The sequence below is a fragment of the Massilia sp. YIM B02769 genome, assembly GCF_030411995.1.
Lineage (GTDB): Bacteria > Pseudomonadota > Gammaproteobacteria > Burkholderiales > Burkholderiaceae_D > Telluria.
In genome coordinates this window covers 189,599-214,558 of sequence record NZ_JASNRC010000007.1, presented here as the reverse complement: position 1 = coordinate 214,558, position 24,960 = coordinate 189,599, and the positions used below count along the sequence as shown (strand labels likewise).

Annotated in this window: 25 protein-coding genes and 1 pseudogene; 10 read left to right on the top strand and 16 right to left on the bottom strand. The window is 62.6% G+C overall.

Features of this window, described 5'->3' with window-relative positions:
* Nucleotides 1-15: 15 nt before the first annotated feature.
* Nucleotides 16-708, top strand: a complete 693-nt coding sequence (locus tag QPK31_RS13270; RefSeq protein WP_290423403.1) for a PepSY domain-containing protein — start codon at nucleotides 16-18, stop codon at nucleotides 706-708.
* A complete protein-coding gene (locus QPK31_RS13265) occupies nucleotides 705-2,501 on the top strand; it encodes a 2Fe-2S iron-sulfur cluster binding domain-containing protein (protein WP_290423402.1) in 1,797 nt (598 codons plus the stop codon). Before QPK31_RS13270 ends, QPK31_RS13265 begins: the two co-directional genes overlap by 4 nt.
* A 347-nt stretch (nucleotides 2,502-2,848) precedes the next feature.
* Here the strand turns inward: QPK31_RS13265 and QPK31_RS13260 are convergent, their stop codons facing one another.
* From QPK31_RS13260 to QPK31_RS13240, 6 genes and pseudogenes are all read right to left on the bottom strand, one after another.
* Nucleotides 2,849-3,787: a copper resistance D family protein gene (locus tag QPK31_RS13260; RefSeq protein ID WP_290423401.1), complete on the bottom strand. Its 939-nt coding sequence runs from the start codon at nucleotides 3,785-3,787 to the stop codon at nucleotides 2,849-2,851.
* Complete coding sequence (copC, locus tag QPK31_RS13255) at nucleotides 3,787-4,152, bottom strand: copper homeostasis periplasmic binding protein CopC (protein WP_290423400.1); 366 nt, start codon at nucleotides 4,150-4,152, stop codon at nucleotides 3,787-3,789. The genes QPK31_RS13260 and copC (QPK31_RS13255) overlap by 1 nt, the downstream gene beginning before the upstream one ends.
* Nucleotides 4,153-4,236: 84 nt before the next feature.
* Entirely contained in the window at nucleotides 4,237-4,602 is a 366-nt protein-coding gene (locus QPK31_RS13250) for a copper-binding protein (protein ID WP_290423399.1), read from the bottom strand.
* A 94-nt stretch (nucleotides 4,603-4,696) separates the two neighbouring features.
* Nucleotides 4,697-4,792, bottom strand: a pseudogene (locus tag QPK31_RS26230) (CopK family periplasmic copper-binding protein); the annotation flags it as partial.
* A gap of 32 nt (nucleotides 4,793-4,824) precedes the next feature.
* Nucleotides 4,825-5,202 carry a CzcE family metal-binding protein gene (locus QPK31_RS13245; RefSeq protein WP_290423398.1) on the bottom strand — a complete coding sequence of 126 codons (378 nt, stop codon included), beginning with the start codon at nucleotides 5,200-5,202 and terminating at the stop codon, nucleotides 4,825-4,827.
* Nucleotides 5,203-5,586: 384 nt separating this feature from the next.
* Entirely contained in the window at nucleotides 5,587-8,019 is a 2,433-nt protein-coding gene (locus tag QPK31_RS13240) for a heavy metal translocating P-type ATPase (RefSeq protein ID WP_290423397.1), read from the bottom strand.
* A gap of 243 nt (nucleotides 8,020-8,262) precedes the next feature.
* On the opposite strand from QPK31_RS13240, the gene QPK31_RS13235 reads away from it, so the two are divergent.
* The 7 genes from QPK31_RS13235 (at nucleotide 8,263) to QPK31_RS13205 (ending at nucleotide 15,696) form a co-directional block, all read left to right on the top strand.
* Nucleotides 8,263-8,937, top strand: a complete 675-nt coding sequence (locus QPK31_RS13235) for a heavy metal response regulator transcription factor (protein ID WP_290423396.1) — start codon at nucleotides 8,263-8,265, stop codon at nucleotides 8,935-8,937.
* Nucleotides 8,934-10,310 (top strand): heavy metal sensor histidine kinase, encoded by a 1,377-nt coding sequence (locus QPK31_RS13230; RefSeq protein ID WP_290423395.1) that lies wholly within the window; start codon nucleotides 8,934-8,936, stop codon nucleotides 10,308-10,310. The genes QPK31_RS13235 and QPK31_RS13230 overlap by 4 nt, the downstream gene beginning before the upstream one ends.
* A 172-nt stretch (nucleotides 10,311-10,482) precedes the next feature.
* A complete protein-coding gene (locus QPK31_RS13225) occupies nucleotides 10,483-10,908 on the top strand; it encodes a hypothetical protein (protein WP_290423394.1) in 426 nt (141 codons plus the stop codon).
* 246 nt (nucleotides 10,909-11,154) lie between these two features.
* Nucleotides 11,155-12,996 carry a copper resistance system multicopper oxidase gene (locus tag QPK31_RS13220; protein ID WP_290423393.1) on the top strand — a complete coding sequence of 614 codons (1,842 nt, stop codon included), beginning with the start codon at nucleotides 11,155-11,157 and terminating at the stop codon, nucleotides 12,994-12,996.
* Nucleotides 12,997-13,430: 434 nt separating this feature from the next.
* Nucleotides 13,431-14,360 carry a copper resistance protein B gene (locus QPK31_RS13215; protein ID WP_290423392.1) on the top strand — a complete coding sequence of 310 codons (930 nt, stop codon included), beginning with the start codon at nucleotides 13,431-13,433 and terminating at the stop codon, nucleotides 14,358-14,360.
* An 81-nt stretch (nucleotides 14,361-14,441) separates the two neighbouring features.
* Nucleotides 14,442-14,774, top strand: a complete 333-nt coding sequence (locus QPK31_RS13210) for a four-helix bundle copper-binding protein (RefSeq protein WP_290423391.1) — start codon at nucleotides 14,442-14,444, stop codon at nucleotides 14,772-14,774.
* Nucleotides 14,775-15,030: 256 nt separating this feature from the next.
* Entirely contained in the window at nucleotides 15,031-15,696 is a 666-nt protein-coding gene (locus tag QPK31_RS13205; protein WP_290423390.1) for a cytochrome c, read from the top strand.
* 13 nt (nucleotides 15,697-15,709) lie between these two features.
* Here the strand turns inward: QPK31_RS13205 and QPK31_RS13200 are convergent, their stop codons facing one another.
* The 10 genes from QPK31_RS13200 to QPK31_RS13155 form a co-directional block, all read right to left on the bottom strand.
* A complete protein-coding gene (locus QPK31_RS13200; protein WP_290423389.1) occupies nucleotides 15,710-17,005 on the bottom strand; it encodes a type II restriction endonuclease in 1,296 nt (431 codons plus the stop codon).
* Between the two features lie 236 nt (nucleotides 17,006-17,241).
* Complete coding sequence (locus QPK31_RS13195) at nucleotides 17,242-17,685, bottom strand: nuclear transport factor 2 family protein (protein ID WP_290423388.1); 444 nt, start codon at nucleotides 17,683-17,685, stop codon at nucleotides 17,242-17,244.
* 26 nt (nucleotides 17,686-17,711) lie between these two features.
* Complete coding sequence (locus tag QPK31_RS13190; RefSeq protein WP_290423387.1) at nucleotides 17,712-18,614, bottom strand: CopD family protein; 903 nt, start codon at nucleotides 18,612-18,614, stop codon at nucleotides 17,712-17,714.
* Between the two features lie 39 nt (nucleotides 18,615-18,653).
* The gene (gene copC, locus QPK31_RS13185; protein WP_290423386.1) at nucleotides 18,654-19,019 is read right to left on the bottom strand and encodes a copper homeostasis periplasmic binding protein CopC; all 366 of its coding nucleotides are present in this window, start codon (nucleotides 19,017-19,019) and stop codon (nucleotides 18,654-18,656) included.
* A 62-nt stretch (nucleotides 19,020-19,081) separates the two neighbouring features.
* Complete coding sequence (locus QPK31_RS13180) at nucleotides 19,082-19,438, bottom strand: copper-binding protein (protein ID WP_290423385.1); 357 nt, start codon at nucleotides 19,436-19,438, stop codon at nucleotides 19,082-19,084.
* A 22-nt stretch (nucleotides 19,439-19,460) separates the two neighbouring features.
* Entirely contained in the window at nucleotides 19,461-19,904 is a 444-nt protein-coding gene (locus QPK31_RS13175) for a DUF411 domain-containing protein (RefSeq protein WP_290423384.1), read from the bottom strand.
* 23 nt (nucleotides 19,905-19,927) lie between these two features.
* Nucleotides 19,928-21,319 carry a multicopper oxidase family protein gene (locus tag QPK31_RS13170; RefSeq protein WP_290423383.1) on the bottom strand — a complete coding sequence of 464 codons (1,392 nt, stop codon included), beginning with the start codon at nucleotides 21,317-21,319 and terminating at the stop codon, nucleotides 19,928-19,930.
* Nucleotides 21,320-21,337: 18 nt separating this feature from the next.
* Entirely contained in the window at nucleotides 21,338-22,753 is a 1,416-nt protein-coding gene (locus QPK31_RS13165) for a TolC family protein (protein ID WP_290423382.1), read from the bottom strand.
* A gap of 14 nt (nucleotides 22,754-22,767) precedes the next feature.
* The gene (locus QPK31_RS13160) at nucleotides 22,768-23,091 is read right to left on the bottom strand and encodes a hypothetical protein (protein ID WP_290423381.1); all 324 of its coding nucleotides are present in this window, start codon (nucleotides 23,089-23,091) and stop codon (nucleotides 22,768-22,770) included.
* 107 nt (nucleotides 23,092-23,198) lie between these two features.
* On the bottom strand, nucleotides 23,199-23,615 hold the full coding sequence (locus tag QPK31_RS13155) for a hypothetical protein (protein ID WP_290423380.1): 417 nt from the start codon (nucleotides 23,613-23,615) through the stop codon (nucleotides 23,199-23,201).
* Nucleotides 23,616-23,819: 204 nt separating this feature from the next.
* Between QPK31_RS13155 and QPK31_RS13150 the strand changes: the two genes are divergently transcribed.
* Nucleotides 23,820-24,221 carry a DUF305 domain-containing protein gene (locus tag QPK31_RS13150; RefSeq protein WP_290423379.1) on the top strand — a complete coding sequence of 134 codons (402 nt, stop codon included), beginning with the start codon at nucleotides 23,820-23,822 and terminating at the stop codon, nucleotides 24,219-24,221.
* Nucleotides 24,222-24,960 lie beyond the last annotated feature (739 nt).

Genomic DNA, 24,960 nt, shown 5'->3' with positions numbered 1-24,960 from the left:
AATGTCGACATAATTATGCAATCAGCTTTCTGGGTGCGCCGCGCCCACAAATGGATAGGACTGGTGATCGGAGTCCAGGCACTGCTGTGGATGATCAGCGGGCTCTACATGGTCGTGGTGCCGCTTGAGGTCATCCATGGCGACCACCTCGCCCATGTCCCAAGCGAGCATCTCGCGACCTCCAGCGCGAGGATGCCGCAGGCGAAACTGCACGACACCTATCCCGGCATCACCTCGGTTCGTCTGAAGGTGTTGCTGGAGAAGGAAGTGTACGAAATCAGGCAGGACAAGAAAGTCAGCCTGGTCGACGCGGTCACCGGCAAGACCATCAGCCCGATCGACCGCGAGACCGTACTTGCCCTGGCAGACGCCGCCTACGCAGGCGAAGGCAATGTGCGCGGCATCGAATGGGTAACCAAGGCGCCCTCGGAAGTCGGCGCGCGGCCGGTCCCGCTGTGGGCGGTGCACTACGACGACGCCGGCAAGGACACCCTGTACTTCTCGCCATTCTCGGGCGACCTCGTCGCACGGCGCCACGAACTCTGGCGCTGGTTCGACTTCCTGTGGATGTTCCACATCATGGATTACGAGGAGCGCGAGAACGTGAACAACAGCCTGCTGCGGGTCGCCTCGATCACGGGCCTGGCCTTCGCGCTGTCGGGCGCCTGGCTGCTGTTCTACAGTTTCCAGCGCAGGAGGCAGGCATGAGCCATTGGATGCGCAAGCTGCACAAGTGGATCGGCCTCCTGATCGCGATCCAGTTCCTGTTATGGATGGGCAGCGGGGTGGTGATGAGCCTGCTCGACGCAGGCAAGGTGCAGGGACGGGAATTCCGGATCAAGCCGCCTGCGCCGCCAACCTGGCCGCGCGACGCGCTCGACCTGTCTGCACTACTGGCGAAAAGCACGGAAGGTGTCTCTTCGGTTACCTCCGGCTGGGTGCTCGAACGACCGGTGTACCAACTGCAGGGCGACAAGCGCAGCTGGCTGGTCGGCGCGGTCGATGGCCGTCCGTTCGCCATCGATGCGGCGCTCGCCGGCGCGATCGCTCGCGCGTCGTACTCGGGGAAAGGCCAGGCTGGAATCGCGCGGCTGCTCGACTACTCGCTCGAAGCGCGGGCACACAAGGAGCCGGTGTGGCGCGTCGACTTCGATGACGCCGACGAGACCTCGGTGTACGTCTCCGCCCGTTCGGGCAAGGTGCTCGAACATCGCAACAGCACCTGGCGCCTGTTCGACTTCTTCTGGATGCTCCACATCATGGACTATAGCGAGCGGACCAACTTCAACAATCCGCTCCTCGTGTCCAGCGCAATCGGCGGCCTGTGGATGGCCTTGAGCGGCGTCTGGCTGCTGTTCGCAAGCGTGCGCCTGGCGGAGTTCGTTCCCGCTCGCCTGCGGCGGCGCAGCCGCATCCATCTCGTAGGATCGGCGGATGCTGAGTCGCGGTCGGTCGATGCCGCCGCCGGCGACACGGTCTTCCAGGCCCTTGCACGCTCGGGATTGCAGTTGCCTTCCAACTGCGGTGGCGGGCAAAGTTGCGGGCTGTGCGAGGTCAGGTGTGTCGGCAAGGTTCCGGCGCCGACGGCTGCCGACCGTGCTCTGCTGCCGCCGCACAAGCTCGACGCCGGATACCGGCTGGCCTGTGGATTGCCTGTGGGGCACGGCGTCGACATCGATGTCGGCGACCCTGCGCTGCTGGCCAGGGAGCACACCGCGGTTGTATCCAGTGTGAAGGCGCTGACCCCCTTCCTGCGCGAGATCTCGTTACGGCCAGCACGTCCGCTTGCGTGCCGCCCGGGCGCCTATGTACAGATGCACGTGCCGCCCTACGCGCGGGATGCCAGCCATATCGATGTCCCGGATGACCATCGCGACGATTGGCACAAGGCCGGAACAGGCGGCCAACTGGTCAACGACGCGCCGCTGCGCCGCTCCTATTCGGTCGCGGTTCCGGTGGAGCGGGCCGACGGCCACCTCGTTTTCCTGGTGCGCTTCATGCCGGGCGAACGGCCGGGCAGGGGATCGAGCTATATGTATACGCTCAAGCCGGGCGACGCCGTCTCTTTCAGCGGTCCATACGGCGAGTTCGCCCTCAAGCCCGGGGCGCGTGAGAAGGTGTTCATCGGTGGCGGCGCGGGCATGGCTCCGCTGCGCGCCATGATCCATGCGCTTTTCGCGCAAGGGGCAAGCGAGCCTGTCCATTTCTGGTACGGCGCCCGCAGCCGGCGCGACGCGCCGTATGTCGAGGAGATGGCAGCGTTTGCGGCACGCTATCCGAATTTCGACTGGCGGCTCGTGCTGTCGGAAGAGGGCGGTGCTGGGCCGACAGGCTTCGTGCACGAGGCAGTGCGCGATGGCTTGCTACGCGACCATCCGAATCTGGCGTTGCTCGAGTTCTACGTGTGCGGCCCGCCGGCCATGCTCGCCGCGACCCGCCGGATGCTGCAGGAACTCGGCGTCGAGGACGGCATGGTCGCCTTCGACGACTTCAAGGTCTGAGACCGCACGGGAGCCGCCATCCTTACCTCAGCTTGCGCGAGGGCCAGTGGTCATGGACGATGGTGCAAGCCTTCCCAGACAACCGCGGTGTTCCAGTCGATGCGCTCGGTTTCCTTGAGCACCTTGCGCGTGGACGACCTGGCGAAATCAGTGCCATCCGCTAGGTGGCTGCTCGCATACTCGCCGCGCGTACGTTCGACGTGGCCACCCTCGTAGATCAGCGCTTCTGGTGCTAGGGGGCAATTGCCTTTGCCTGGTCGCCGGCGGCAAGCGCGGTGTGGAAGGCGGCGGCCGCCCTGTTTCGGTCGGCCGCCATGCGTCAGAACAGAAACGACTATCCGCTTGCATTACATCTGTTCGCCCGGGGGCGAGGTCGATGCAAGCCAGGCCGCCAGCACGACGACCGCCAGTAGCACCAGCGCTTCGATCCACAGGATGCGCCTGAACCTTGCCGGGAAGTGCTCCGGTGTGGCGTTACCTGTGGACTCGCGCGCGAGCCAGGGCGGCATCACAAAAAAGCGGTTGAAACCGCCCAGCATCGCCGCTGCCCCCACGAGCAGCAGCTTGGCCATGAGCGTACTGCCGTAGGGGTTGCCGACCAGGTTGCTGAACCCGCCCAGGCTGCGCCAGGCGGCGTAGATACCGGTCACGAAGATGCCAGTCAGGGCAACCGTCGCCGAGCTGGACAGGGACGCTACATAAGCGGCCCGCGCACGCCTGTCGGCTGCGGTCATATTGTTGGATGTCCTCAACATGACGCCACCGGACAGGACCACTTCCCCGACCCACAGGCTGATCAGGCCAAGGTGCACCCAGTCCATCAACAGACGCACGCTGATGTCGCCGTCGCTTGCCGCGTGGCTCATCATCCCGCGGGTGTACCAGAACGCGGCCAGTCCCAGGAGGGTCAGCAGCGCCGGGCGCGTGCTTCGGACACCACGGAGGAGTGCCCCGGCGGTGGCCACTGTCAATCCGGCGATGCCGATCGAGGACGCGTATCCGAGGTGAGTGGAGGTCAGCATCGACCAGGTGGCGCCTCCCGCTTCGGCGACCGGCACTTCGGCCATCGCCGCCGATTCGAGCCACAGCCACACGACGCTAACGACCAGTGCGACGAAGGCGCTGGCGACGGCAGCCTTGCGAATCGGTTGGCCGCGTACTTCAGCCCACTTCGATGTATCGCCGGCAAGCCACAAACGGGACGCGGTCGCTCCCGTGAGCACGGCAACGGCCAGGTTCAGCAGGGCAGTGACAAGATGCTGGGCGGTTTCCAGGCCCGGCCCCATCACTTGACCTTGAACGTAACGTCGCCCTTTGCCTTATGGCCGTCGTGCGTCATCGTCGACCACTGGATATGGTACTCGCCGGTGGATAGCGCCGGCAGCGGAGCAGTCATGACGGTGGGATCCGCCTTGTCGACGATTGTGGCGGCGACCGGGATGTCGTTGTTCTGTGGGCCGGTCACCTTGATCTTGCTGAACGCGGGCTCGAGCGCTTCGTTGAACTTCAGGCGGACCTGCTTTGGTGCCGTGTCGTACGTGCTGCCCGCTTCGGGATTGGACGATTGCAGTTTTGCGTGTGCGAAGGCCGAGGAGGTGACGGCGCTTGCGAGGGCGAATGTGGTGACGGCCAGAATGCGTTTGAGGGACATGCTTTTCCTTTTCGTTAGTTTAATCAAGTGCGGAGATGGTCGCCTTCCTGATCCGTCAGCCTGCGGATAAGGAAGGCATGGCTTTTACTTGGCCGCTTCAAGTTTGGTGACGATCAAACTGCCATTGACGCGCTCAACCCGGAAGCGGATGTTATCGCCGGCCTTTACCTGATCGAGCATGGCCGGATCCTGCACCTTGAACACCATCGTCATGGCTGGCATGTTCAGGTTATTCAGCGGGCCATGCTGGATCGTCAGCTTGCCGGCGTCCCTGTCGACCTTCTTCACTTCACCGGTCGACAGTGTGTTGGAATCTCCCTGCGTTTCGGAAGGTCCTGCGTTATGACCGGCATGATCATTCATCTGCATTTGAGCGGATGCACTGCTTGCTGCGAGGGCGAGACCAGCCGATACAACAAGCGAGGAAAAAAGCGAGGAAAAACGAATCATGTAAGGCTCCAGAAAAATTGAAAAATTTCCGATTACGACAGAGGTACAAGGACGTTTGCCGCGGCGGGTGTGAAACTTACTCCAGGTGTTCCTTTCATACAGCGTTCAGTCGGAGCACTTCGTTGCCGCGCATCGTGATTCGCTGGCCGTCCTCGGTCACCATGACCTTACCCTCTTCAATGCTGGTCGCGCGGCCGTACTCCTGACATCAATTAGCGAGAACTAGTTGAAATACTGTGGCGACTCGCTCACATACACCGTGAGATTGTCTGCGCCGGGCAGAATGTGCGAGAGTGGGAAGGACCTCGTGTCGAGCGTGTCGAAACTCCAGGTCACGCTCTTGCCGCCGGCATTGATCACGACGGCCTCGAGGCGGGTCACGTTCAGGTACCGCGTCTCCTGGTCGATCGTGATGGTGCGGCTGGCGCCGCCAGCGACTGCGTATCCGAACGGCGCCTGCCGGCCCGGCGGCGCCGCTTGCGGCGCAGCGGTGAGTTGCGGATCGGACGCTGGCGTCGGCTCGGCGTGCGCCAGCCCGGCGGCCATTGCGGTTCCGGTGAATAGCGTCGCGAAAGCGATCCTGGCGATGTATGCGGTCATCTGGTTCTCCTGTTGGGACGTGCCTTGCTTGTTAGCGAAACGGGAAAAGTCCCGCGTTGGAGGCCATATTACGCATGCGACGCCGACAGGAAGGTGACTCGAAGCTTACGTTTTCGTAATCGTCCGGTCAGGAGCGGCCGCGCCGGCGTGGCAGAGGGCAGATGATCTACATCCGCGCTCACCCGGGCAGATCTGGTCGACGTCGCGTCAGGGCTTGCAGCAGACCGCGCTTTCGCAGGTTAGGAAGATCGTCGACCCGCAGCAGAAAGACATCCAGAAATTCGACGCCTGGTTGAAATAGCGCCCTGCCGGACAAGCCCCCGTTTGCGGACGGCGGCATTCGGAATTCCAGACGCTGCCGAATGGGCGGCCGTAATCGCGCAGTCAGTCTACCGCTGGCCCTGCGTCAAGCGACTCCGGTTTCCAGCGCCGCAGAAGCAGTGAATTCGACACCACACTCACGCTGCTCAATGCCATGGCAGCGCCGGCAATGACGGGACTCAGGTAACCGGAAGCCGCCAGCGGTATCCCGACGATGTTGTACACGAATGCCCAGCCCAGGTTCTGCCTGATCTTTCGATAGGTCTTCTTCGATACATCAATCGATTCCGCGACGAGCGAGGGGTCGCCGCGCATCAACGTCACGCCTGCGGTATGGATCGCCACTTCGCTGCCCGTCGACATCGCCACTCCCAGGTCTGCCGCGGCCAGGGCGACAGCATCGTTGATACCATCGCCGACGAAACAGACGGTCTCGCCATTCTGTTTGAGCTCGCTGACGACGCGCGCCTTGTCGGCCGGGAGCAAGCCGGCCCTGAAATCGTCGATGCCGACTGCTTCCGCGACGGCCCTTGCCGCGCCTGCATTATCGCCCGTCAGCATGACGGCGCGTATCCCCAGATGACGCAGCCGAGCGAGCGCATCCTTCGCGGTTTGCTTGATTGTGTCGCCGAATGCGAGGAATCCGCACAATTCCAGGCCGCCCGCTGTCGTTACGACCAGCCAGGAAACGGTGCGGCCGGCGTTCTCGTGATGAGCGGCGACGCCTTCCAACACGCCCAGAGAAACGCCAAGTTCCTGCATCAGCCGTGAGTTGCCGAGGTAAGCCGTGGCGCCATCGACATCGGCCTGTACACCACGCCCGGGCAGCGCTTTTGCATTGGATACGGGGCGCAGCGCGACACCGCGATTGGACGCTTCCGCCTCTACCGCCTTCGCCAGCGGGTGATCACTATATTGCTGGAGTGCGCGCGCCAGTTCGAGGAGGTCGCGCTCCGGCAGGCTCGCACCTTTTACGGCGACCACGGCAGGTTTCCCTTCGGTGAGCGTTCCGGTCTTGTCGAAGGCGGCTACGGTGACCGCATGGGCGGTTTCCAGTGCCTCGGCATCCTTGATGAGGATGCCGTATCGGGCCGCGACACCGGTGCCGACCATGATCGACGTCGGTGTCGCCAGACCAAGGGCGCAAGGGCAGGCGATCACCATCACCGCAACCGCGTTCAGTAGCGCCTGTTGCCAGTCGCCGCTGGCGAGCCCCCATCCGACAAACGTCACCGCCGCGATGACGAGTACTACCGGAACGAAGACGGCGCTGACCCTGTCGACGAGTCGTTGAATCGGCGCTTTGACGGCTTGCGCGTCTTCCACCATCTTGATAATCCGTGAGAGCATGGTTTCGCCACCAACGGCGATTGCCCTTGCAATCAACATGCCGTCAGCATTCACCGCACCGCCGGTAACGGCGTCGCCGACGGATTTCGAGACCGGAAGGCTTTCGCCGGTCAGCAGCGATTCGTCCAGGTGACTGCTCCCTTCGACGATCACCCCGTCGACAGGCACGCGGTCGCCGGGGCGGACAATGAAAAAGTCGCCGCGACGGACGTCGGCGATCGGGACTTCTTTGTCGACGCCATCGCGTCGCACGATCGCGTTGATCGCACGCAGGGACTCGAGCGCGCGCAGCGCGCCCACGGTCTGGTGTTTGGCGCGCTCTTCCAGCCATTTGCCAAGGAGGACCAAAGTGATGATGACAGCCGACGACTCGAAATACAGGTGTTGCATACCGTCGTGACTGTGCTGCGCCCACAGCAGGTAGACCGAAAGCCCGTACGCAGCCGAGGTACCGAATGCCACGAGCAGATCCATGTTGCCGGCACCTGCACGCAGTGCCTTCCAGCCAGCCTTGTAGAAGCGCGCGCCGAGCCAGAATTGAACCGGGGTCGCCAGCAGCAGTTGCAGCCAGCCGGGCAGGGCCCAGTCCTGACCGAACGGCATGGCCAGCATCGGTACGACCAAGGGCAGGCTCAGGAGTGCGGACGCGGCCACGCGCCACCAGCTGGGCAGGGCGGGAGTGGCGTCCGAAGCAGGCCGGCTCTCGTCAGGTATCCTGGCCTCATACCCGGCTTTCGTGACAGCATCGATCAACATATCGGGAGAGACGCCGCCCCGCGCCCTTACCTGGGCTTTTTCCGTTGCAAGGTTCACCGATGCCTCGGCTACCCCAGGCACTTTTCGAAGCGCCTTCTCCACTCGCGTGACGCACGAGGCGCAGGTCATGCCGGAGATCGAGAGGCTGAAGGCCGCAGCCGGCACCTCGTAGCCGGCTTTTTCCACGGCTTCATACAGTGTTTCGACACGCGTTTCGGCATCGGCACGTACCGTCGCCCGTTCCGTGGCCAGGTTGAGTGAAGCCTCCCGCACCCCGGGAACGGCTTTCAAGGCGCGCTCGACGCGTGCGACACACGAGGCGCAAGTCATGCCGCCGATCTGGAAGGTCAGGTCAATCGGATCCGGATTTGGTTTAAGAGCAGTATTCATTGGTCTCTCCATGAGCAAGGTCTTCAGGATAAAGCTTCCAACCATTGGAAGGTCAAGCGGTAACCGTGCCGGGATCAGATGCGCCGCGCGATGGGTAGCTGCGATGATCCAGGTAATGCAAAGCTTGGCAGCGTCTGCGGGGCTGACAGAATGCTTACTCAGAGATTACATTTCTGTCAGGTCTGCGACAGAACTGCTCTTGAAGGGCAAAATCGTCGGACTTTCTTGTTAACTGTTCTATACATGAAGATTCTTGTAGTCGAAGACGAGCCCAAGACCGGTGAATACCTGCGTCAGGGGCTGATGGAGGCAGGTTTTATGGTCGATCTGGCGCGCGACGGCGCCGATGGACAACACCTTGCGCTGACCCAGGCTTACGACCTGGCCATTCTGGATGTCATGCTCCCCAGCATGAATGGATGGGACATCCTGCGCGGGATCCGGCAGGCAGGGAAGGACATGCCCGTCATGTTCCTGACTGCAAAGGACGACGTCGACCACCGCGTCAAGGGGCTGGAGCTCGGCGCGGACGACTACCTGGTCAAGCCGTTCGCGTTCTCCGAACTGCTGGCGCGCGTGCGCACCTTGCTACGCCGTGGCACGAAGGTCAAGGAAGCCGAGTCGCTGCGCGCCGCCGACCTGGAGCTCGACCTGCTGCGCCGTCGGGTCACCCGGGCCGGCCACAAGATCGATCTGACCGCGAAGGAATTCGCCTTGCTGGAATTGCTGCTGCGGCGCCAAGGAGAAGTGTTGCCACGATCGCTGATCGCGTCCCAGGTGTGGGACATGAATTTCGACAGCGATACCAACGTGATCGAGGTGGCGGTCCGGCGTCTCCGGGCGAAGGTCGACGACGCTTTCGAGGAAAAGCTCATCCGGACGGTACGTGGCATGGGCTACGTGCTGGAGGCGCCGTGAGGCTGCCGGGTGCGCGCTCGGTAACACTGCGCCTGACGCTGCTGTTTGCCTCGGCGTCTGGCGTCGTGCTGATGGTGCTCGGCATGGTCGTTGGCCACCTCGTCGAGCGCCATTTCGCCGAACTCGACACGGAGATGCTGAGCGGAAAACTCGAGCTCGCCAGACACGTTTTGGGACAGGTGCATACGGCGGCCGACCTCCAGGCGCTCACGCCGCGCGTGGAAGCGGCATTCGTTGGCGATCACGAACTGTCGCTGCGAATCCGGGCCACCGACGGCACGATACTGTACGCCAGCCCCGATGCCGACTTTCCGCGAGTGTCTACCGACCCAGGGGGCGTAGCCGGACTGGTACACGCCGCTGACGGGCGGGAACTGCGGGTACTGGCGGGATCTGCGCCACTCGGAATGCAGGTCCCGCCGGTGCTCGTCGAGCTGGCCACCGACCTGGTTCACCACCAGCACTTCATGTCATCGTTCCGCGCCGCGCTTTGGGCGACCGTCGGGCTAGCCGCCTTCGTCACCGGACTCATGGGCTGGGCGGTGGCGCGGCGTGGGCTGGCGCCGCTGCGCGCCATCACGAGCGATGCCGCCCGCCTGACCGCGGAGCGGCTGGACTGGCGCGTGCCGGTGGACTCGGTGCCGCAGGAACTGGCGGAGGTCGCAGTGGCCCTCAACCAGATGCTTGCCAGGCTGGAGCGTTCGTTCAGGCGACTGTCCGATTTTTCCTCGGACCTGGCACATGAGCTGCGAACCCCGCTCAGCAACCTGTTGACCCAGACCCAGGTCACGCTGTCCCAACCCAGGAGCGCGGCGCAATACCGCGACACACTGGCCTCCAACGCGGAGGAGTACGAACGGCTGTCGCGCACGATCTCGGACATGCTGTTCCTGGCGAAGGCCGAGAACGATCTGATGGTGCCGCAGCGGGAACCGGTCGATCTGCGTGAGGAGGTCGAGACAATGCTGGAGTTCTACGGCAACCTCGCCGAGGAAAAATCGATCGTGGTGTCGGTCAGCGGCCAGGCCAGCGTCGCAGGTGACAGGTTAATGCTGCGCAGGGCGATCGGTAACCTGTTGTCGAATGCATGCAGGCACACCCCGGTCGCCGGAGCGATCTCGGTGGTCCTGTCCAGCGTGCCGGGCGGCGGTACGACGATCACGGTGCGCAACACGGGCGAGACGATCGATGCCCAGCACCTGCCGCACCTGTTCGATCGCTTTTACCGCGCTGATGCCGCGCGGCGCCGCGATGCGGAAGGGGCGGGGCTTGGACTGGCGATCACCCGATCCATCTTGCGCGCACATGGCGGCGCCGCCTCGGCCCGGTCCAGCGACGGGGTGACCGAATTTGAACTGACGTTGCCGGCTTGAGCTCAAGTGCGGCTGTGCGTGCGCCGGTTTGGACAGCGTCACCCGCACCCGCGCGTTGTTGATCGCGGGCCGACGCGATGAGTAAGGCGCCTTGTGGCGGGCTATTTTTTTACTGTGAACTACCAACGCGAAGCGTGTGCGGCGTGCTTGTACATCGTGCTAAATTGTCAGTATGCGAAAACGGTTGCAATTATTCTTATGGTGTCTGCTCGTCGTATCCCTGCCGATGCAAAGCATCGCGGCGATCGCGAAGTTTGAGTGTGGCATGAGCCATCACTCAGGGATGGGTAGCGATATCGGAGAGAACCAAGCGCAACTGCAGAACATGGGAAATGACGCTGCACATGCACCGATGGTTGCAACCGGCAGCACCGCGATGCAGAGTGTCGACTCGGACGAAGATTGCGGCAGCGCTGGTGAGCACAAGCGTGTCGGGTGTGCTTTCTGTGCAGGATGTTCTATCGGAGCATATGCTCCGCCTCCGGGCATTGCCCTCACTGCAGCCGAAGAAGTAGTGCAGGACATTCGACAGTTTTCACTGTCCTCCTTTAAAGGGCATATACCTGCCCGTATCGAGCGTCCTCCAAAGACCGCCTGATCGAGACCTTGTTCGGTTCGTAGTCACGTGGTCCTGCATCAGCTAAGGGCCAGAACCGTTCGCGCGCATGAGTGTCGTCGCGGCCGAGAGGTCTCATTCCCTAACAAGTCACCGCCCCGCCAGGGACCACGCTATTTGGCTGCCATGCCATTTGGCAGGGAGCGCTTTGCCCCTGGCTCTTGCGCTCGTTCTGTCGAGCGCCGCGTAAGGGCCCGTGCAGCGCAACTTTACTCTCGGAGAAGTCGCATGGAATTTTTAGATATCAAGGACCGACAAGTCAGTCGATGGCGTCGTCGTGTGTTGAAAGGACTCGGCGCAACTGCAGCGTTGGCGGGCTTGAGCCCAGCGTCGCTTTTTGCAGCGCAGAGCAACCGCACTGAACTGCGCGGCACCACATTCGACCTGGAGATCGGGCCGACGCCGGTCAACTTCACAGGAGCGCCGCGCATCGCAACCGCAGTTAACGGTCAAGTGCCGGCGCCGACCCTTTACTGGACGGAGGGTGACGTCGTCACCATCCGGGTCACAAACCGTTTGCCCACAGTGAGCTCCATTCACTGGCACGGCATTTTGCTGCCGGCAGACATGGATGGAGTGCCCGGGCTGAGCTTCTCAGGTATCAAACCTGGAGAAACCTTCACTTATCGCTTCGAGGTCAAGCAAAGCGGCACCTACTGGTACCACAGCCACTCAGCGTTCCAGGAGCAGTCTGGGCTCTACGGACCAATTGTCATCGTTCCGAAGTCGGGCGAGCGCGTGGCGGCAGACCGCGAGCATGTCGTCATGCTGTCCGACTGGACGGATGAGAAGCCGGAACGTGTGATGGCGAACCTGAAGAAGATGAGTGACTTCTTCAATAACAAGCAGCCCACCTTCGGCGAATTTGTCAGCGACATTAAAAGCATGGGTTTCGCCGCTGCTGTCGAAAAGCGCAAGATGTGGAATCAGATGCGCATGATGCCCACAGACTTCAGTGATGTGACGGCCAGCCGGAATATCAGCGGCGCACTTCGGTTCTTGATCAACGGCGCCACTGCGGACGGGAATTGGACCGGACTTTTCCGCCCTGGAGAGAAGGTGCGGCTACGCATAATAAATGGCGCTGCGACTACGATCTTCGATCTGCGTATTCCTGGCCTGAAGATGACGGTGGTCTCCGCCGACGGGCAGGATGTGGAGCCCGTTACGGTCGACGAGATCAGGGTTTCAGTGGCCGAGACCTACGATGTCATCGTCGAGCCTGCCGAAGACAAGGCCTATACGATTTTCGCTCAGTCGATCGGACGATCCGGCTTTGTGCGGGCCACGCTTGCGCCGCGGCTGGGGATGCAGGCAGCCGTGCCGCTAGTGGACGAGGCGCAGTGGCTGACGATGACGGACATGATGGGAGCCATGGCCATGTCGGGCATGCATGGATCCGAATCTTCCGCCGGCGGCCACGCGATGAATGGGTCCGGTCCACCGGCCGCTATGGACCACGGCCAGATGCAGCATGCAATGCCTCCGGCAAACCATGCCGGTCACGCACAGCCGGGCTCGGGCACCGCTGCGAAGAATACTGCTATGCCGAAGGTGACTCACGCACGAACAGAGTATGGTCCCGGCGTCGACATGCACGTCGACATGCCTCGCACGAACCTGGATGACCCTGGAGTCAATCTGCGAAATAACGGGCGGCGGGTGCTGACCTATGCCGACCTGCGCACTGTCGGCGGACCCGTCGACCCGCGTGAACCGACGCGCGAGATCGAACTGCATCTGACGGGCAATATGGAGCGGTTCATGTGGTCGTTCGACGGACAGAAATTCTCGGAGGCGCTACCGATCCATTTCCGGCTTGGCGAGCGGCTGCGTATCGTACTGGTCAACGACACGATGATGAATCACCCGATTCACCTGCACGGCATGTGGAGCGAGTTGGAATCGGAGAGCGGGGAGTTCCTTGTCCGCAAGCACACGATCAACGTCCAGCCGGCGCAGCGGATCACGTATCGGGTTACTGCCGATGCACCAGGGCATTGGGCATATCACTGCCACTTGCTTTATCACATGGAGGCAGGAATGTTCAGGGAGGTGGTCGTATCATGAAAAAAACACCGTTAGTTTCGCTTCAGCTGGCGCTCGCGTTATCGGCCGCCTTATCGGCACACGCCCTGGCCCAATCCAGCAGCCGGCCGTCGGCGCAATCGACACAGTCTACTGAAGGCGCGCAGCCCACGTCTGGCAAGGATATGTCGGAAATGGATCACGCAGCCATGGGTCATGCAACCCCAGCACCGCCCCCCAAGCAAACAGTGCGGAAAAAGCAAGCTCCGCCAAAGCGCGCCGACGATGCTGGACGTGGAAGCGCTGCAGCGGTGCCCCAGCCTGCTCCGGAGTCGGCCGTGCCCGCCATGGATCACGCTGCGATGGGGCACGGGGCAGCGGCCGGGCAGGCCAAGCCGGTAGCACAACCGACCCAGCCCCAGGCCCCGTCAGCCGCACAGTCGTCGTCAGCGGACCAGAGCCACGCTGGACACGTGATGTCCCAGCCGCAGCAGTCGAAGGGAACATCGCAAGCGAACCCGGGAGCGCAGAGCCAGGGCATGGGACAGATGGACCACTCGGCGATGGGGCACGCGAACGCGCCGTCGCAACCTTCGAAAGCCACTGTTCCTGTCGGTTCGATGGATCACGCCGCCATGGGGGGCGCCATGACCGGTGGTCAGGGGATGCAGATGGGCCCGATGCAAGGCGGGTCCCCCCCACCCGATGCGCGTGACCCGAACGCCTACAACGAGGGTACACGGCATGCCAATTTCGGCAATCACGAAATGAACGACAACGCCCCGTTCGGGAGGGTATTGCTTGACAAGGCGGAGTTTGCGAAAGGAGACGGAGAGCGAGGCCAGAACATCGAACTCGAAGCCTGGTACGGCAACGACTACAACAAGTTGTGGATCAAAGCCGAAGGCGAGCGGCGCGGCGGCGCGCTTGAGGAGGCCCGCACGGAGCTGCTATGGGATCGTGCTTTCGCCACGTTCTGGAGCACGCAACTTGGTGTCCGCCACGACACCGGGGAAGGAAGAAGCCGTGACTGGGTGGCCTTTGGCGTGCAAGGGCTGGCACCTTATTGGTTCGAGACCGAGGCCACGGCCTACTGGCGTTCCGGGAGCGGCATCGCGGCGCGGCTGAGCGCGAAGTATGAAGTGCTGTTCACGCCACGCCTGATCCTCGAGCCGGAACTGTCGGCGAACCTGTACAGCCGCGTCGATGAGGAGCGTGGAACGGGCTCGGGCCTGTCCGATGTCAGTGCGGGACTGCGTCTGCGCTATGAGATCACCCGCAAGTTCGCGCCTTACATCGGCGTGACATGGAGCAGGCAATTTGGCGAGACGGCTGACTTCGCGCGGCAGCGTGGCGGGAATCCGCGGATTGTCCAGGCGGTCGCCGGCGTGCGCCTGTGGTTCTAGGGAGGATGGGCCATAAACCGTCCCCCACACCGTCTAGATGTCCTGAAACCGAGACATAACCCAACTCTCAAGGAGAACATCATGCACCAGCAACACGAAACCTGTATCAAAGCTTGTAACGACTGCGCCGACGCGTGCGACATGTGCGCGTCTGCCTGCCTGCAGGAAGACGACGTCAAGATGATGGCTCGCTGCATTGCGCTCGATATCGATTGCGCGCAGCTGTGCAGGGCGGCCGCAGCGATGATGGCAAGGGGTAGCGAAGCTGCAAAAGCGGTTTGCGCCGCGTGCGCGGCGATCTGCGACATGTGCGCCGACGAGTGCGCAAAGCATCAGATGCAGCACTGCCAGGATTGTGCCGCCGCCTGCCGCCGGTGCGCCGATGAGTGCAGGCGCATGGCCGGCGCACACTGATCGTCGGTGTCGTGCTCAACCGCTGCTCAGACATAGTGGCGGAATTCCCAGGCGTTCGTCGGGCTTCCTGACGAACGCCTGCGCGTCGGTCTGGGAGGCGACTCAGCTTCTCCAGCTACTTCGCGATAAAGCCGATGTGGCGCGCAGGGAGCCTGGCCGACAGTGCCACGCCAGGCCCTTCGACCTGCTGCTGCGTTGCACGCCGCCGGGAGCTGGCCAGGACGACGATAGAAAAATAAAACGGAAAGGTATGATAATGACTCAGTTACGGAACCGAAACCTTGCTATTCATGCGGGTCTCTGGGTACTGCTATTGCTGCTTGGGGCAATCTTCATTTGGTTCGGATTTTATAACTTCGCTGCCGACGTGAAGCACTCACGGCCCGTATTTTCGCTGATCGAGACCGCACGTGAGCGTTCTGTGCTGGTTCGCGCCGCGAAAATCGGCGTGCCGCCGCTGGAGGACCGGGCAGCCATCGTCAAAGGTGCCGGCAACTATCAAGCCATGTGTGCGCAGTGCCATCTGGCTCCCGGAATGGGGCCAACCGAGCTCAGCCGTGGACTGTACCCATCACCGCCTGCGCTCGCGAAAAGCAATGTCGATCCTGCGGTGGCATTCTGGACGATCAAGCACGGCATCAAGGCGTCCGGCATGCCTGCCTGGGGCACAAGCATGGGCGACCCGGATATGTGGAATCTTGTTGCCTTCCTGAAGAAGCTTCCAGGAATGGAGGCAGCCGCTTATCGCGAACTGGTCCAAAGCAGTGCCGGCCACTCGCATGCAGGGGCCGCTGCCCCGAGCCCTGGAAACACGCCGCACAGCATGGAAGAAAGCATGCACGGGGAGCACGAAGACGCTAACCCGAAGCCGTCGGCTGCCACCGTACCCGGTCATATGCACAAGGAAGGCGAGCAGCACTGAGGCGTGTCGACACCTATCCTGGCGCAGCGGTCAGGGGCTTCGAAATAGCAAGGATGCCTTTTTGGCCGTCGCCGAAACGAGCGATGGCCTCCCGATGTTTGCTCAGTTCGCCATAGCCGATATAGCGCACGTCGAGTTCGCTGACGCGCGAAAATGCCGGACGAGCGAACTGTGCGCGTACGTCGCTCTCCCTCGCGTCGGGGGCGACCAAGAAAAATGTCGAGCCGTCGTGGTCGGGAACCCCAAGGGCAAGGTCGAGCATCCGCACGATTCCCGAATAGATACTAGTGCTGTGCTCGACCTCGAATGCCAGCGTGATCCTGTCAGTGCTCCGATCGATCCATAGCACATCAATGAGACTGACAGTGTCGGATGCGGAGCTTGTACGGATCGCTTTCGGCAATTCGCTCAGGCAGCCGTCGGCCAGCTTGCCATCACCGTAGGCGCGTCCTTTGTCATTACTTGCGATCCAGACCTGGTATCCGAGAGCCAAGCCCAGATCGCGTAACCAGCCTTGGACCTCCGTATGGGTCCGGTCTGTTTCTGCGGCAAGCTTGCGGGCGTTGGATGCCGCAGCGTTTCCTTCGTGCGCCTTCTCGAGATCGACCTTCCAGTCGAGCGAAACCCCGGTCCCGCTTCCAGGGCTATAGCGACCAGTGCCGATATCGAACATAAATCCGGCCACAGCGCCCAGATCATTGGACAGCACGTTGCGATGCGTCGCATTGAATTCGATAAGGCGCTCGCGCATGGCGAGGTACTCGGTCCAACGGCCGAGTTTAACCTTCGCGCCGAAAAATTCATTGAAACCCTTAACGATCGCAGTATTGTTGGGTGGCACAAATGTCGGGTGGAGGAAGTAGAGCAGATTGGCACAAGCGGGCCCGAGGCCTTTGATCTGGCGTGCGTCCAGCACACGCACCGCCTCGACGAGCTCGGCTTCACTCTGGCAGCAAAGGCACGTGTCCAGGAAGCGTCCAAAGGCGAGCTGGTTGTTCCGGTCTTCGTAAATATCCGGAATACGCAATTTCGGTTTCCAGAGGAAGGCATGATCTGCGCCTTTGAATATCTGACGCTGCTCCGCGATGGAGTGCACTACTGTTTCAAGCGAAGAACCCCGGTATGCGACGCCAAATACACCATCACGAATCTCGCGGACCACTTCCTGCAACCCCCGCCGAATCGAGCGGAAGTTCTTCAACCTTTGATCCCATAGAAACCACGAGCGGTAGGTCCCTTCGGGATCTGCCTTCCACTGCTCGATCAGCGATCGCTGCTGTTGCGTGGCGGGCATCGTCAATAGGTCCATCTGTGTCCTCAAGAGTTGGAAGAAGTGCGCAATTATTGTAGCTTGGAAAGTGACTGAGAAACGGATAAGCGGCGCTGACTCCCAACCAAAATCCGGCCCATCGCAGTGATGCGCAAAGTGGGCATATAGCTCAGCACCAACAAGTACCTCATGAGTGCCAGAACGGCAGAAAATTGGCGGCCCTGCCGGCCGCCAACGGCAGCAAAAAACTTCAAATCTATTGCTGCGTGAAGGACTTACTTGGCTTTGCGAGAGGACCAGTGAATGTGAACGATCGCCCAGTCGCCAGCCTTTTTTTCGAGGACGGCCGTTTCGGTACCGAAGACATGCAACGGCTTGCCACGCGATGTACCCGTCGTTTCGGTCTCGGCCCAGACCACGGCGGTGTTACCGTCGACACGTTCCGACTGCTTGAGAACCTTGCGCGTAGCGGTCTTCGCGAACTCCATATCGCCGCCCAGGTGGTGGCTGGCATATTCGTCGCGCGAGCGCTCGACGTATCCTGCTTCGTAGATGGCGATCTCCGGCGACAGGAGCAAAAGGGCCTTGTCCTTGTCGCCGGTGGTGAGTGCGTGGTGGAAAGCGGCAACGGCGTCTGTCGGCGATGCGGCAGAGCCGCTTGCGTGCACGCCAAGCAGCGCGGTAGCGAGGGCGGCAAGTGCCAGGGATTTTTTGAACATGTTTTCTCCTTCTAATTGGTTTTTGTTCAGGACGCCATCGGTGGCGACGTCGAGGTCAGGATGGCCGCGGCAAGGAGCACAGCGATCAGGAGAATCGCCTCAACCTGGAGGATGCGCGCAAAACGGCCGCTTGCTTCGCGTGCCGCATCGCTCGTCTGAGTCAGCGCCCGCAGCAGAGATGGCATGACAACGAACCGGTTGATGCCGCCAAGCGCTGCTGCGGCCAGAACGAGACCGACCTTGATGATCAGGGTCGTCCCGTACGGGTTGCCGAGCAGATTTTCAGGAACCTCCAGCACGCGCCACGTGCTGATCGCCCCTGTCACGAAAATGCCGACCAGAGCGACGGTTGCGCTGCCTGAAAGCGCCTCGATGTAAGCCGCGCAATCGGAGCGGCTCTCGGCGGTATTCGCGGGCAGCTGCCGCAAGCTGATCAGGCCCGCGACGATCACTTCGCCTACCCAGATGCTGATCAAGACCAGGTGCACCCAGTCGACGGCGACGGACCAGGTGAAGTCGCCGCCGGCGCCGGCGTGGCTGGCCATGCTGCGGCTGTAGAGGAGCACGCCGATTGCTACGATGCGGACGACGGATGCCGGCAAGCGCGACTGGATGCGCAGTGGCGTAGCCGAGACCACTGCCGTCGCGAGGAGCGCAACCGCACCGATCAGCCAGGCCAATCCGAAGTGCGTGCCGGTGAGGACGGATCGCACCGCAGGCAGCGCCTCGGGCAAGGGAACCTCGGCCATCGATGCCGCTTCGACCCACAGGATGGCCAGGTAGGCCAGGATCGCCGTGCCGCTGGCTGTCAGCAGCGCGGTGCACAACCGCGGAAGGGCGGAGGCCGCCCATGGCGACGCCCTGGTGCGCAGCCAGAACATCGCTGCGCTGGTGCCGACGAGTACGACGAGCGACAGGTTCAGGATCACTGTAACGGCGCGCTGGGCCAGAACGAGATCCGCCTCCACTTATTTCACCCGGAACGAAAATTCGCCCTTGACCTTATGGCCATCGCGCGTAACCGTGGTCCACTGCACACGATAGACTCCGGCGTGCAAGCCTGGCGTGGTGGCGATCAGGGCTTTGGCGTCGGCCGGATCCGCGGCCACCTTCGCTGCCTCGACCACTGCGCCTTTCTCGTCGACCAGCTTGACCTTGCTGAAGGGCAGTTCGAGGGGCTCGTTAAATCGCAGGCGCACTTGCGCTGGTGCCGGGCTGACGACGCTGTCGGCCGCGGGTTGCGAGCCCAACAGCTTGGCATGGGCCAGCGCAGCAGGGGCAGCAACGGTGGCGATAGCCGCACCTGCGGCGACAAGCAGATTCTTGATGCTCATATGTTCTCCTTGTTGCCCCGCCTGTGCCAGCGCGGGGACGTGATGGACGGACAAGCGCTTGATTACTGTGCTTTTTCCAGCTGGACGATGGTCACGGCACCGTTGGCGCGGTCGGCAGCGAACCTGACCTTGTCACCGACCTTGACCTGCGTGAGCATTGCCGGATCCTTGACTCGCAGGACCATCGTCATCGCGGGCATGTTGAGGTTCTTGATTTCACCGTGACGGAGCGTGATTTTCTCGGCATCCTGGTCGATCTTTTTTACTTCGCCCTCGATCAGCTCGGCCGGCGCGGATGCTGCATGGCCGGCGTGGGCGCCATGCGAGCCGTGTCCGGCGTGGGTGCTTTCCTGGGCCAGGGCTACCGTGCTTGCGGCGGCCATCACGATGGACAGGGTCAGTTTCGGGAGTGCGTTCATTGTGGTTCTCCAGTTATGTGTGTCAGTTGTAGTGCTTGAAAACAGCGGTCTTGCCATTGGCCTGCACGAGCAGGACGTCGTACGGATCCTTGCGCGGGCCTTCCATGCCGGGCGAGCCGAGCGGCATGGCGGGCACGGCCAGTCCCTTGGCCTTCGGTTTTTGTGCAAGCAGCCGCTTGATGTCGGCCGCCGGCACGTGGCCTTCGATCGCGTAGCCCTGGATCATCGCGGTATGGCAGGACCCGAGCGCGTTGGGAATGCCGCCACGTTCGCGGTAGTCCGACGGATTGGCAACGTTCGCCACGCGGGGCGTGAAGCCATTGGCCTTCAGGTGGTCGACCCAGCCCGCGCAGCAGCCGCAGGATTCGCTTTTGTAGACGTCGATCACCGGGGCGGCTGCGACCGCCAGTACCGGCACGGACAGGGCGGCAGCGAGGGCTGCGCCTGAAACGAGTCTATTGATCATCGTGTGCTTCTCCTTCTCTGGTGTCAGTAGTGGCCCTGGTGGCCCTGAGGTTTACGGACCGTCACTTCGACCTCCGGCCGCTTTGCTGCGGGCATCGCCTGGCCGCCTGCCTGTTGGCTGCGAATGGCTGCGGGGGCCTCGCCCTTCCATTCGTAGGCCACAGTGCCGGCCGGGTGCTTGTACCAACCTGGGTTGCTGTAGTCGCCGCGCTTCTGGTCCTTGCGTACTTTCAGCACGGTGAACATGCCGCCCATCTCGACGCCGCCGAAGGGGCCCAGTCCGGTCATCATCGGCAGCGTGTTGTCCGGAATCGGCATTTCCATTTCGCCCATCGAGCCGCCTTTCTCTCCCATCACCATGTAGTCCGGGACAAGCTTGGTGATCTTCTCGGCGACGCCGCGGTGGTCGACGCCGATCATGTTCGGCACGTCGTGTCCCATCGCGTTCATCGTGTGGTGCGATTTGTGGCAGTGGAAGGCCCAGTCGCCCGGCTCGTCGGCGACGAACTCGATCGCGCGCATCTGGCCGACCGCGACGTCGGTTGTCACTTCGGGCCAGCGCGACTCCGGACGCGTCCAGCCGCCGTCGGTGCCGGTGACCTCGAATTCGTGGCCGTGCAGGTGGATCGGGTGGTTCGTCATCGTCAGGTTGCCCGCGCGGATGCGTACGCGGTCGCCCTGGCGCACGTTCATCGAGTCGACGCCCGGGAACGCGCGGCTGTTGATCGTCCAGAGATTAAAGTCGGTCATCTCGTTGACCCGCGGCGTGTAGCTGCCCGGCTCGATGTCATATGCGTTCAACAGGAACACGAAGTCGCGGTCCACGGCATGCTGCGCCGGGTTCTTCGGATGCGTGACCCAGAAGCCCATCATGCCCATCGCCATCTGCACCATCTCGTCCGCATGCGGGTGGTACATGAAGGTGCCGGGACGCCGGGCGACGAACTCGTACACGAAGGTCTTGCCGGGCTGGATGCCCGGCTGGTTCAGGCCGGTGACGCCGTCCATGCCGTTCGGCAGGCGCTGGCCGTGCCAGTGGATGCTGGTTTGCTCGGGCAGGCGGTTGGTGACGAAAATGCGCACGCGGTCGCCCTCGACCACCTCAATTGTCGGCCCCGGGCTCTGGCCGTTGTAGCCCCACAAGTTCGCCTTCATGCCCGGTGCGATCTCGCGCACGACCGGCTCGGCGATCAGGTGGAACTCCTTGACCCCGTTGTTCATGCGCCAGGGAAGCGACCAGCCGTTCAGGGTGACGACCGGATTGTAGGGTCGACCATTTGGTGGCGGAGGCGGCGGCTGGGTGGCCGCGCTGGTCATGACGGGCGCTTCGGGCAGCGTGGCGGCGCCGGCTCGGCTCACCAGACCGGCGCCGACCAGCGCTGCGGCACCGGTGAAAAAATTTCGACGAGAACTCATTATTTATTCAATCCTTGATTAATGTTCGGCGGCCGCCTCGGGAGCGGCGGCGCCAGCCAGGCTGAGCGTCGAGCCGCCGGAACCATTGATGGCGGCCTGCAGGTCGGTGTCGGCAATCCAGTAGTCGCGCTGTGCCTCGATGGCGGCATTCACGCCGTTGATTTGTGCACGGGCGTCGGCCAGCAGTTCGAACACGCTCATGAGCATGCCGTTGTAGCGCAGCAGGGTCTCTTCCGATATCTTTTTCCGGAGCGGCACGATCTCGTCCCGGTAGTGCCGCGCCACGTCGTAGCTCGTGCGGTAGGCCGAATAGGCTTCGCGCACCTGGGAGCGGGCCGTGATGGCGGTATCGGCCGTGCGCTGGACGGCTTGCATGTAGAGCGCCTCGGCCTTTGCCGTGCGCGCGCCGCCCCAGTCGAAGAGCGGCAGCGCAAGCTCGATCTCGTAGCCGTTCTCGCGCGGAGAGCCGGATTTGCTCGAGTTGACGTAGCCGGCGTCGAGCACGTTGACGAAGCGCGTCGCCTTCGTCAGGCCAAGGGCGCGCGCCGTCGCGTGGGCGTTCAGTTTGGCCAGCTGGACATCCAGGCGCTGCTGCATCGCGAGCGACTCGATGTTCGCCGGTTCGCGCGGCGCACCCGGCAGTTCGGGCAGCCGGTCGGGGAGCTGGAAGGCGGCGTTCGTGCCCCATACGCCCAACAGCCGGGTCAGCTGCTCGCGTGCCGCGGTGGCGTTGTGGCGTGCACGGGCGAGCTGGGCGGTCGCCTCGGCGGAGAAGGCCTGCTCGCGCGCCTGGTCCAGCGCACTCAGGTTGCCTACCTTGGCCATGCGCGTCGCGAGCTCGGCGCTTGCCTGCGCGGCCTCGCGCACCTGCTCCGCATACTTCGCCGACTGCGCAGCCGCCACTGCATTGAACCAAGCCTTGCGCGTGTTAGCGGCCAGGCGTACGGCATCGGTCGCCGCAACCAGCTTGGCGCCTTCGAAACGGCGCGACTCGATATCGCGGCGCAATGGGATGGTGAGCAAACCTACCAGGTCGAACATGACGCTGCGTTCGATCTCGGTCTCGCCGCCGCCGGACATCCGGCCGAAGCTGAAGGACGGGTTGGCCATGCGGCCTGCCTGCACGAGGTCCGCTTCGGCGACGCCCAGCTCCAGCAGGGATGCGCGCAAGCCCTGGTTGTTGAGTAAGGCCACGCGCACGGCGCCGTCGGCGGACAACGGCTGTTTCAACAGTTCAGCCAGTTCAGGCTGCGCGGTGGCATCGCTACTCGCCGGGCGCTGCAGGCGAATATCCTGGCCGATGCGCTCGGTGGTCATCGATGAAACGGCGTCCAGGCCACCGTCCTTGGAGAAGGTCGCGCAGCCGCTCAACGTAAGGGCGATGGCGGCGATCGCAACCGTGCGCAGGGCTGGCGCAATTTGTTTCGTTGTCATTATTCGATCTCGCCTCAGTGATGCTTGTGGTGTTCGGTGGACGCCGCCGCGGGCTCGGTACGGCGCGGCGCCTCAGCGGCGGCGGGAGCAGGCGATTGGTGACCCGTATGCGCACTCTGGCCGCCCACGGCATCGTTGGCGGCGCGCCAGGACTTGTCGGGTGACGGCGCGCCGTCTTTCATGGCCGGCGTATAGCCGCTCATGGCCGAAGCGTAAGCGGTGGCCGGCACGGGGACGGATGGATCGGCCGGGTCGGGCGTACGGGAGTTCTGCTGGGCCTGTGCTCCAAGCGCAGCAGCGAGCAGGGTGCCAAAGGCAACCCACAGCTTGAGTTTCATTGTCAATCCTCAAAATCGGTAACAGGGTGCGCAGGCGCGCACCGGAGCTCAGGACAGACCGTCGCGGCAATCTGGCGCCGACGGGTGTCCTGGTCGATCAAGCGGATTTATTGCCGGGGAGGGCGTTGGAGGCCGTCGGGAATGAAACCGGCTACGAAATCGGCACGAGGCACGATCACCGGCTCTGACCCGTCAAAAGCGGGAAGGGGAAGGGAAAATGAGGGAGGCGCAGCCGCTCCTGCACACAATGCCGAGCATGCGCTGCACGATGAGTGGCCGGTCTTTTTCGCCTCAGCATGATGTCCATCGTCGCCGGAAACCGCAGTCGCTTTTGCTGCCGCATGCCCGCCGTGGTGGGCATGCGCGTCGTCCAGCGTCAGGTGTGACGCATGGTCGGCCATGGCAAGCACTTTCGCTGGCTGATTGGCTGGCACGCACGACATGCTGGCGGCAGCGGCGACCGCGTGGAGCGGAAGCACGGCCATCAGGAGCCAAACCAGAAATGTCGTGAGCGTACGGTTCATAGATTGGATGAGTATAGCATCCCTTTTTCTGTTTCGAACAGCTTTAAGCCTGGCCAAAGTGAGCCAGCGGACCGGCATGTCGGCCTGCATGTCGTCTCAACGTGTGGTACCGCACAGCAGGGGCGGGCCGACTGGGACGATGATCGGGCCAGGACGCGTGGCGCAACTGCTGCGCGGAATCTTGACAACGAAGAGGAGTTTAAAATGAAAAAGATCCAGTCACGAATCGTCTGTGCAGCCGGCAGCCTCATGCTCGTATTCGGCGTTGCGGGAAATACGCTCGCGCAAAATAGCCACGCGCAGCACGGTAGTGCTCCTGCCGCCGGGGCGCAACAACATGCCGGTGGCGGCCACGACATGATGAAGACCATGGACGAGATGCACCAGAAGATGTCCTCTATGCCGATGACTGGTGACCACGATCATGATTTCGCGATGATGATGCGTTCGCACCACCAGGCCGGTATCGACATGGCCCGCGCTGAGCTCGAGAAGGGCAAGGACGCGAAACTCAAGCAGATGGCCAAGAAGATCGTTTCCGATCAGACCAAGGAAATCAAGAAGCTCGACGATTGGCTGGCCAAGCATCAGGCATCTGGAAAATAAGCAATTCGTCCCGGCAGCGCGGCAGGTCAGCTGCGCTGCATTCCCAGCTCCCGAAACGTACGAGCACCGATTTCCAGCCGGTATCGTGCACGCCATCTTCCCCAGTACTGTTAGAGTTTTTGCATGGCTGCGCTACGCACACTAGTGATGTATTTGCTTTGTCTGATGGTTGGGTACCACGGGTACGCCAACGCGGCAGTCACCTGCTCCATGCTTGACGTCGGACACCACTCCCAGACAGAAGCATGCGCCGAGATGGGCGATGCCCAGGCGTCCGATGGTGACGAATGCTGCTGCGCGTCGACTGCTCAATGCTGCGCAAAGTTCATGGTTCCGTTCGCCCCGCTGCCGGCCGTAACGGACTTGGCATCACCGGCCCCTGAGCTTCAGGACTGGACCAAGCCGATTACAAGTTTCTCCTCGCATACCCCTGCTGTTCCCGATCCCCCTCCGCGGGCCTGAGCGACAGCGCCGTCGCCTGCCTGAAATGGACCATGCATAACCCGGCGGCGCGCCACCACGCCATGACCTCGACAACACACGGCTGACGTGCTTTGGTACGCCGGCGCGAACGTGTTCGTCCAAGAAAACTCACAATCAATGGGGGGGTTATATGAAGCGCAACCATTTTCTTGCTGGTGCGGCAGTCATTGCCGCGCTTGTTCTATCGATAGCCACGCCGGCGTATGCCGACATTATTCTCGTCTACGACCGGGCGGCGTTCGGTGCCGCGACGACC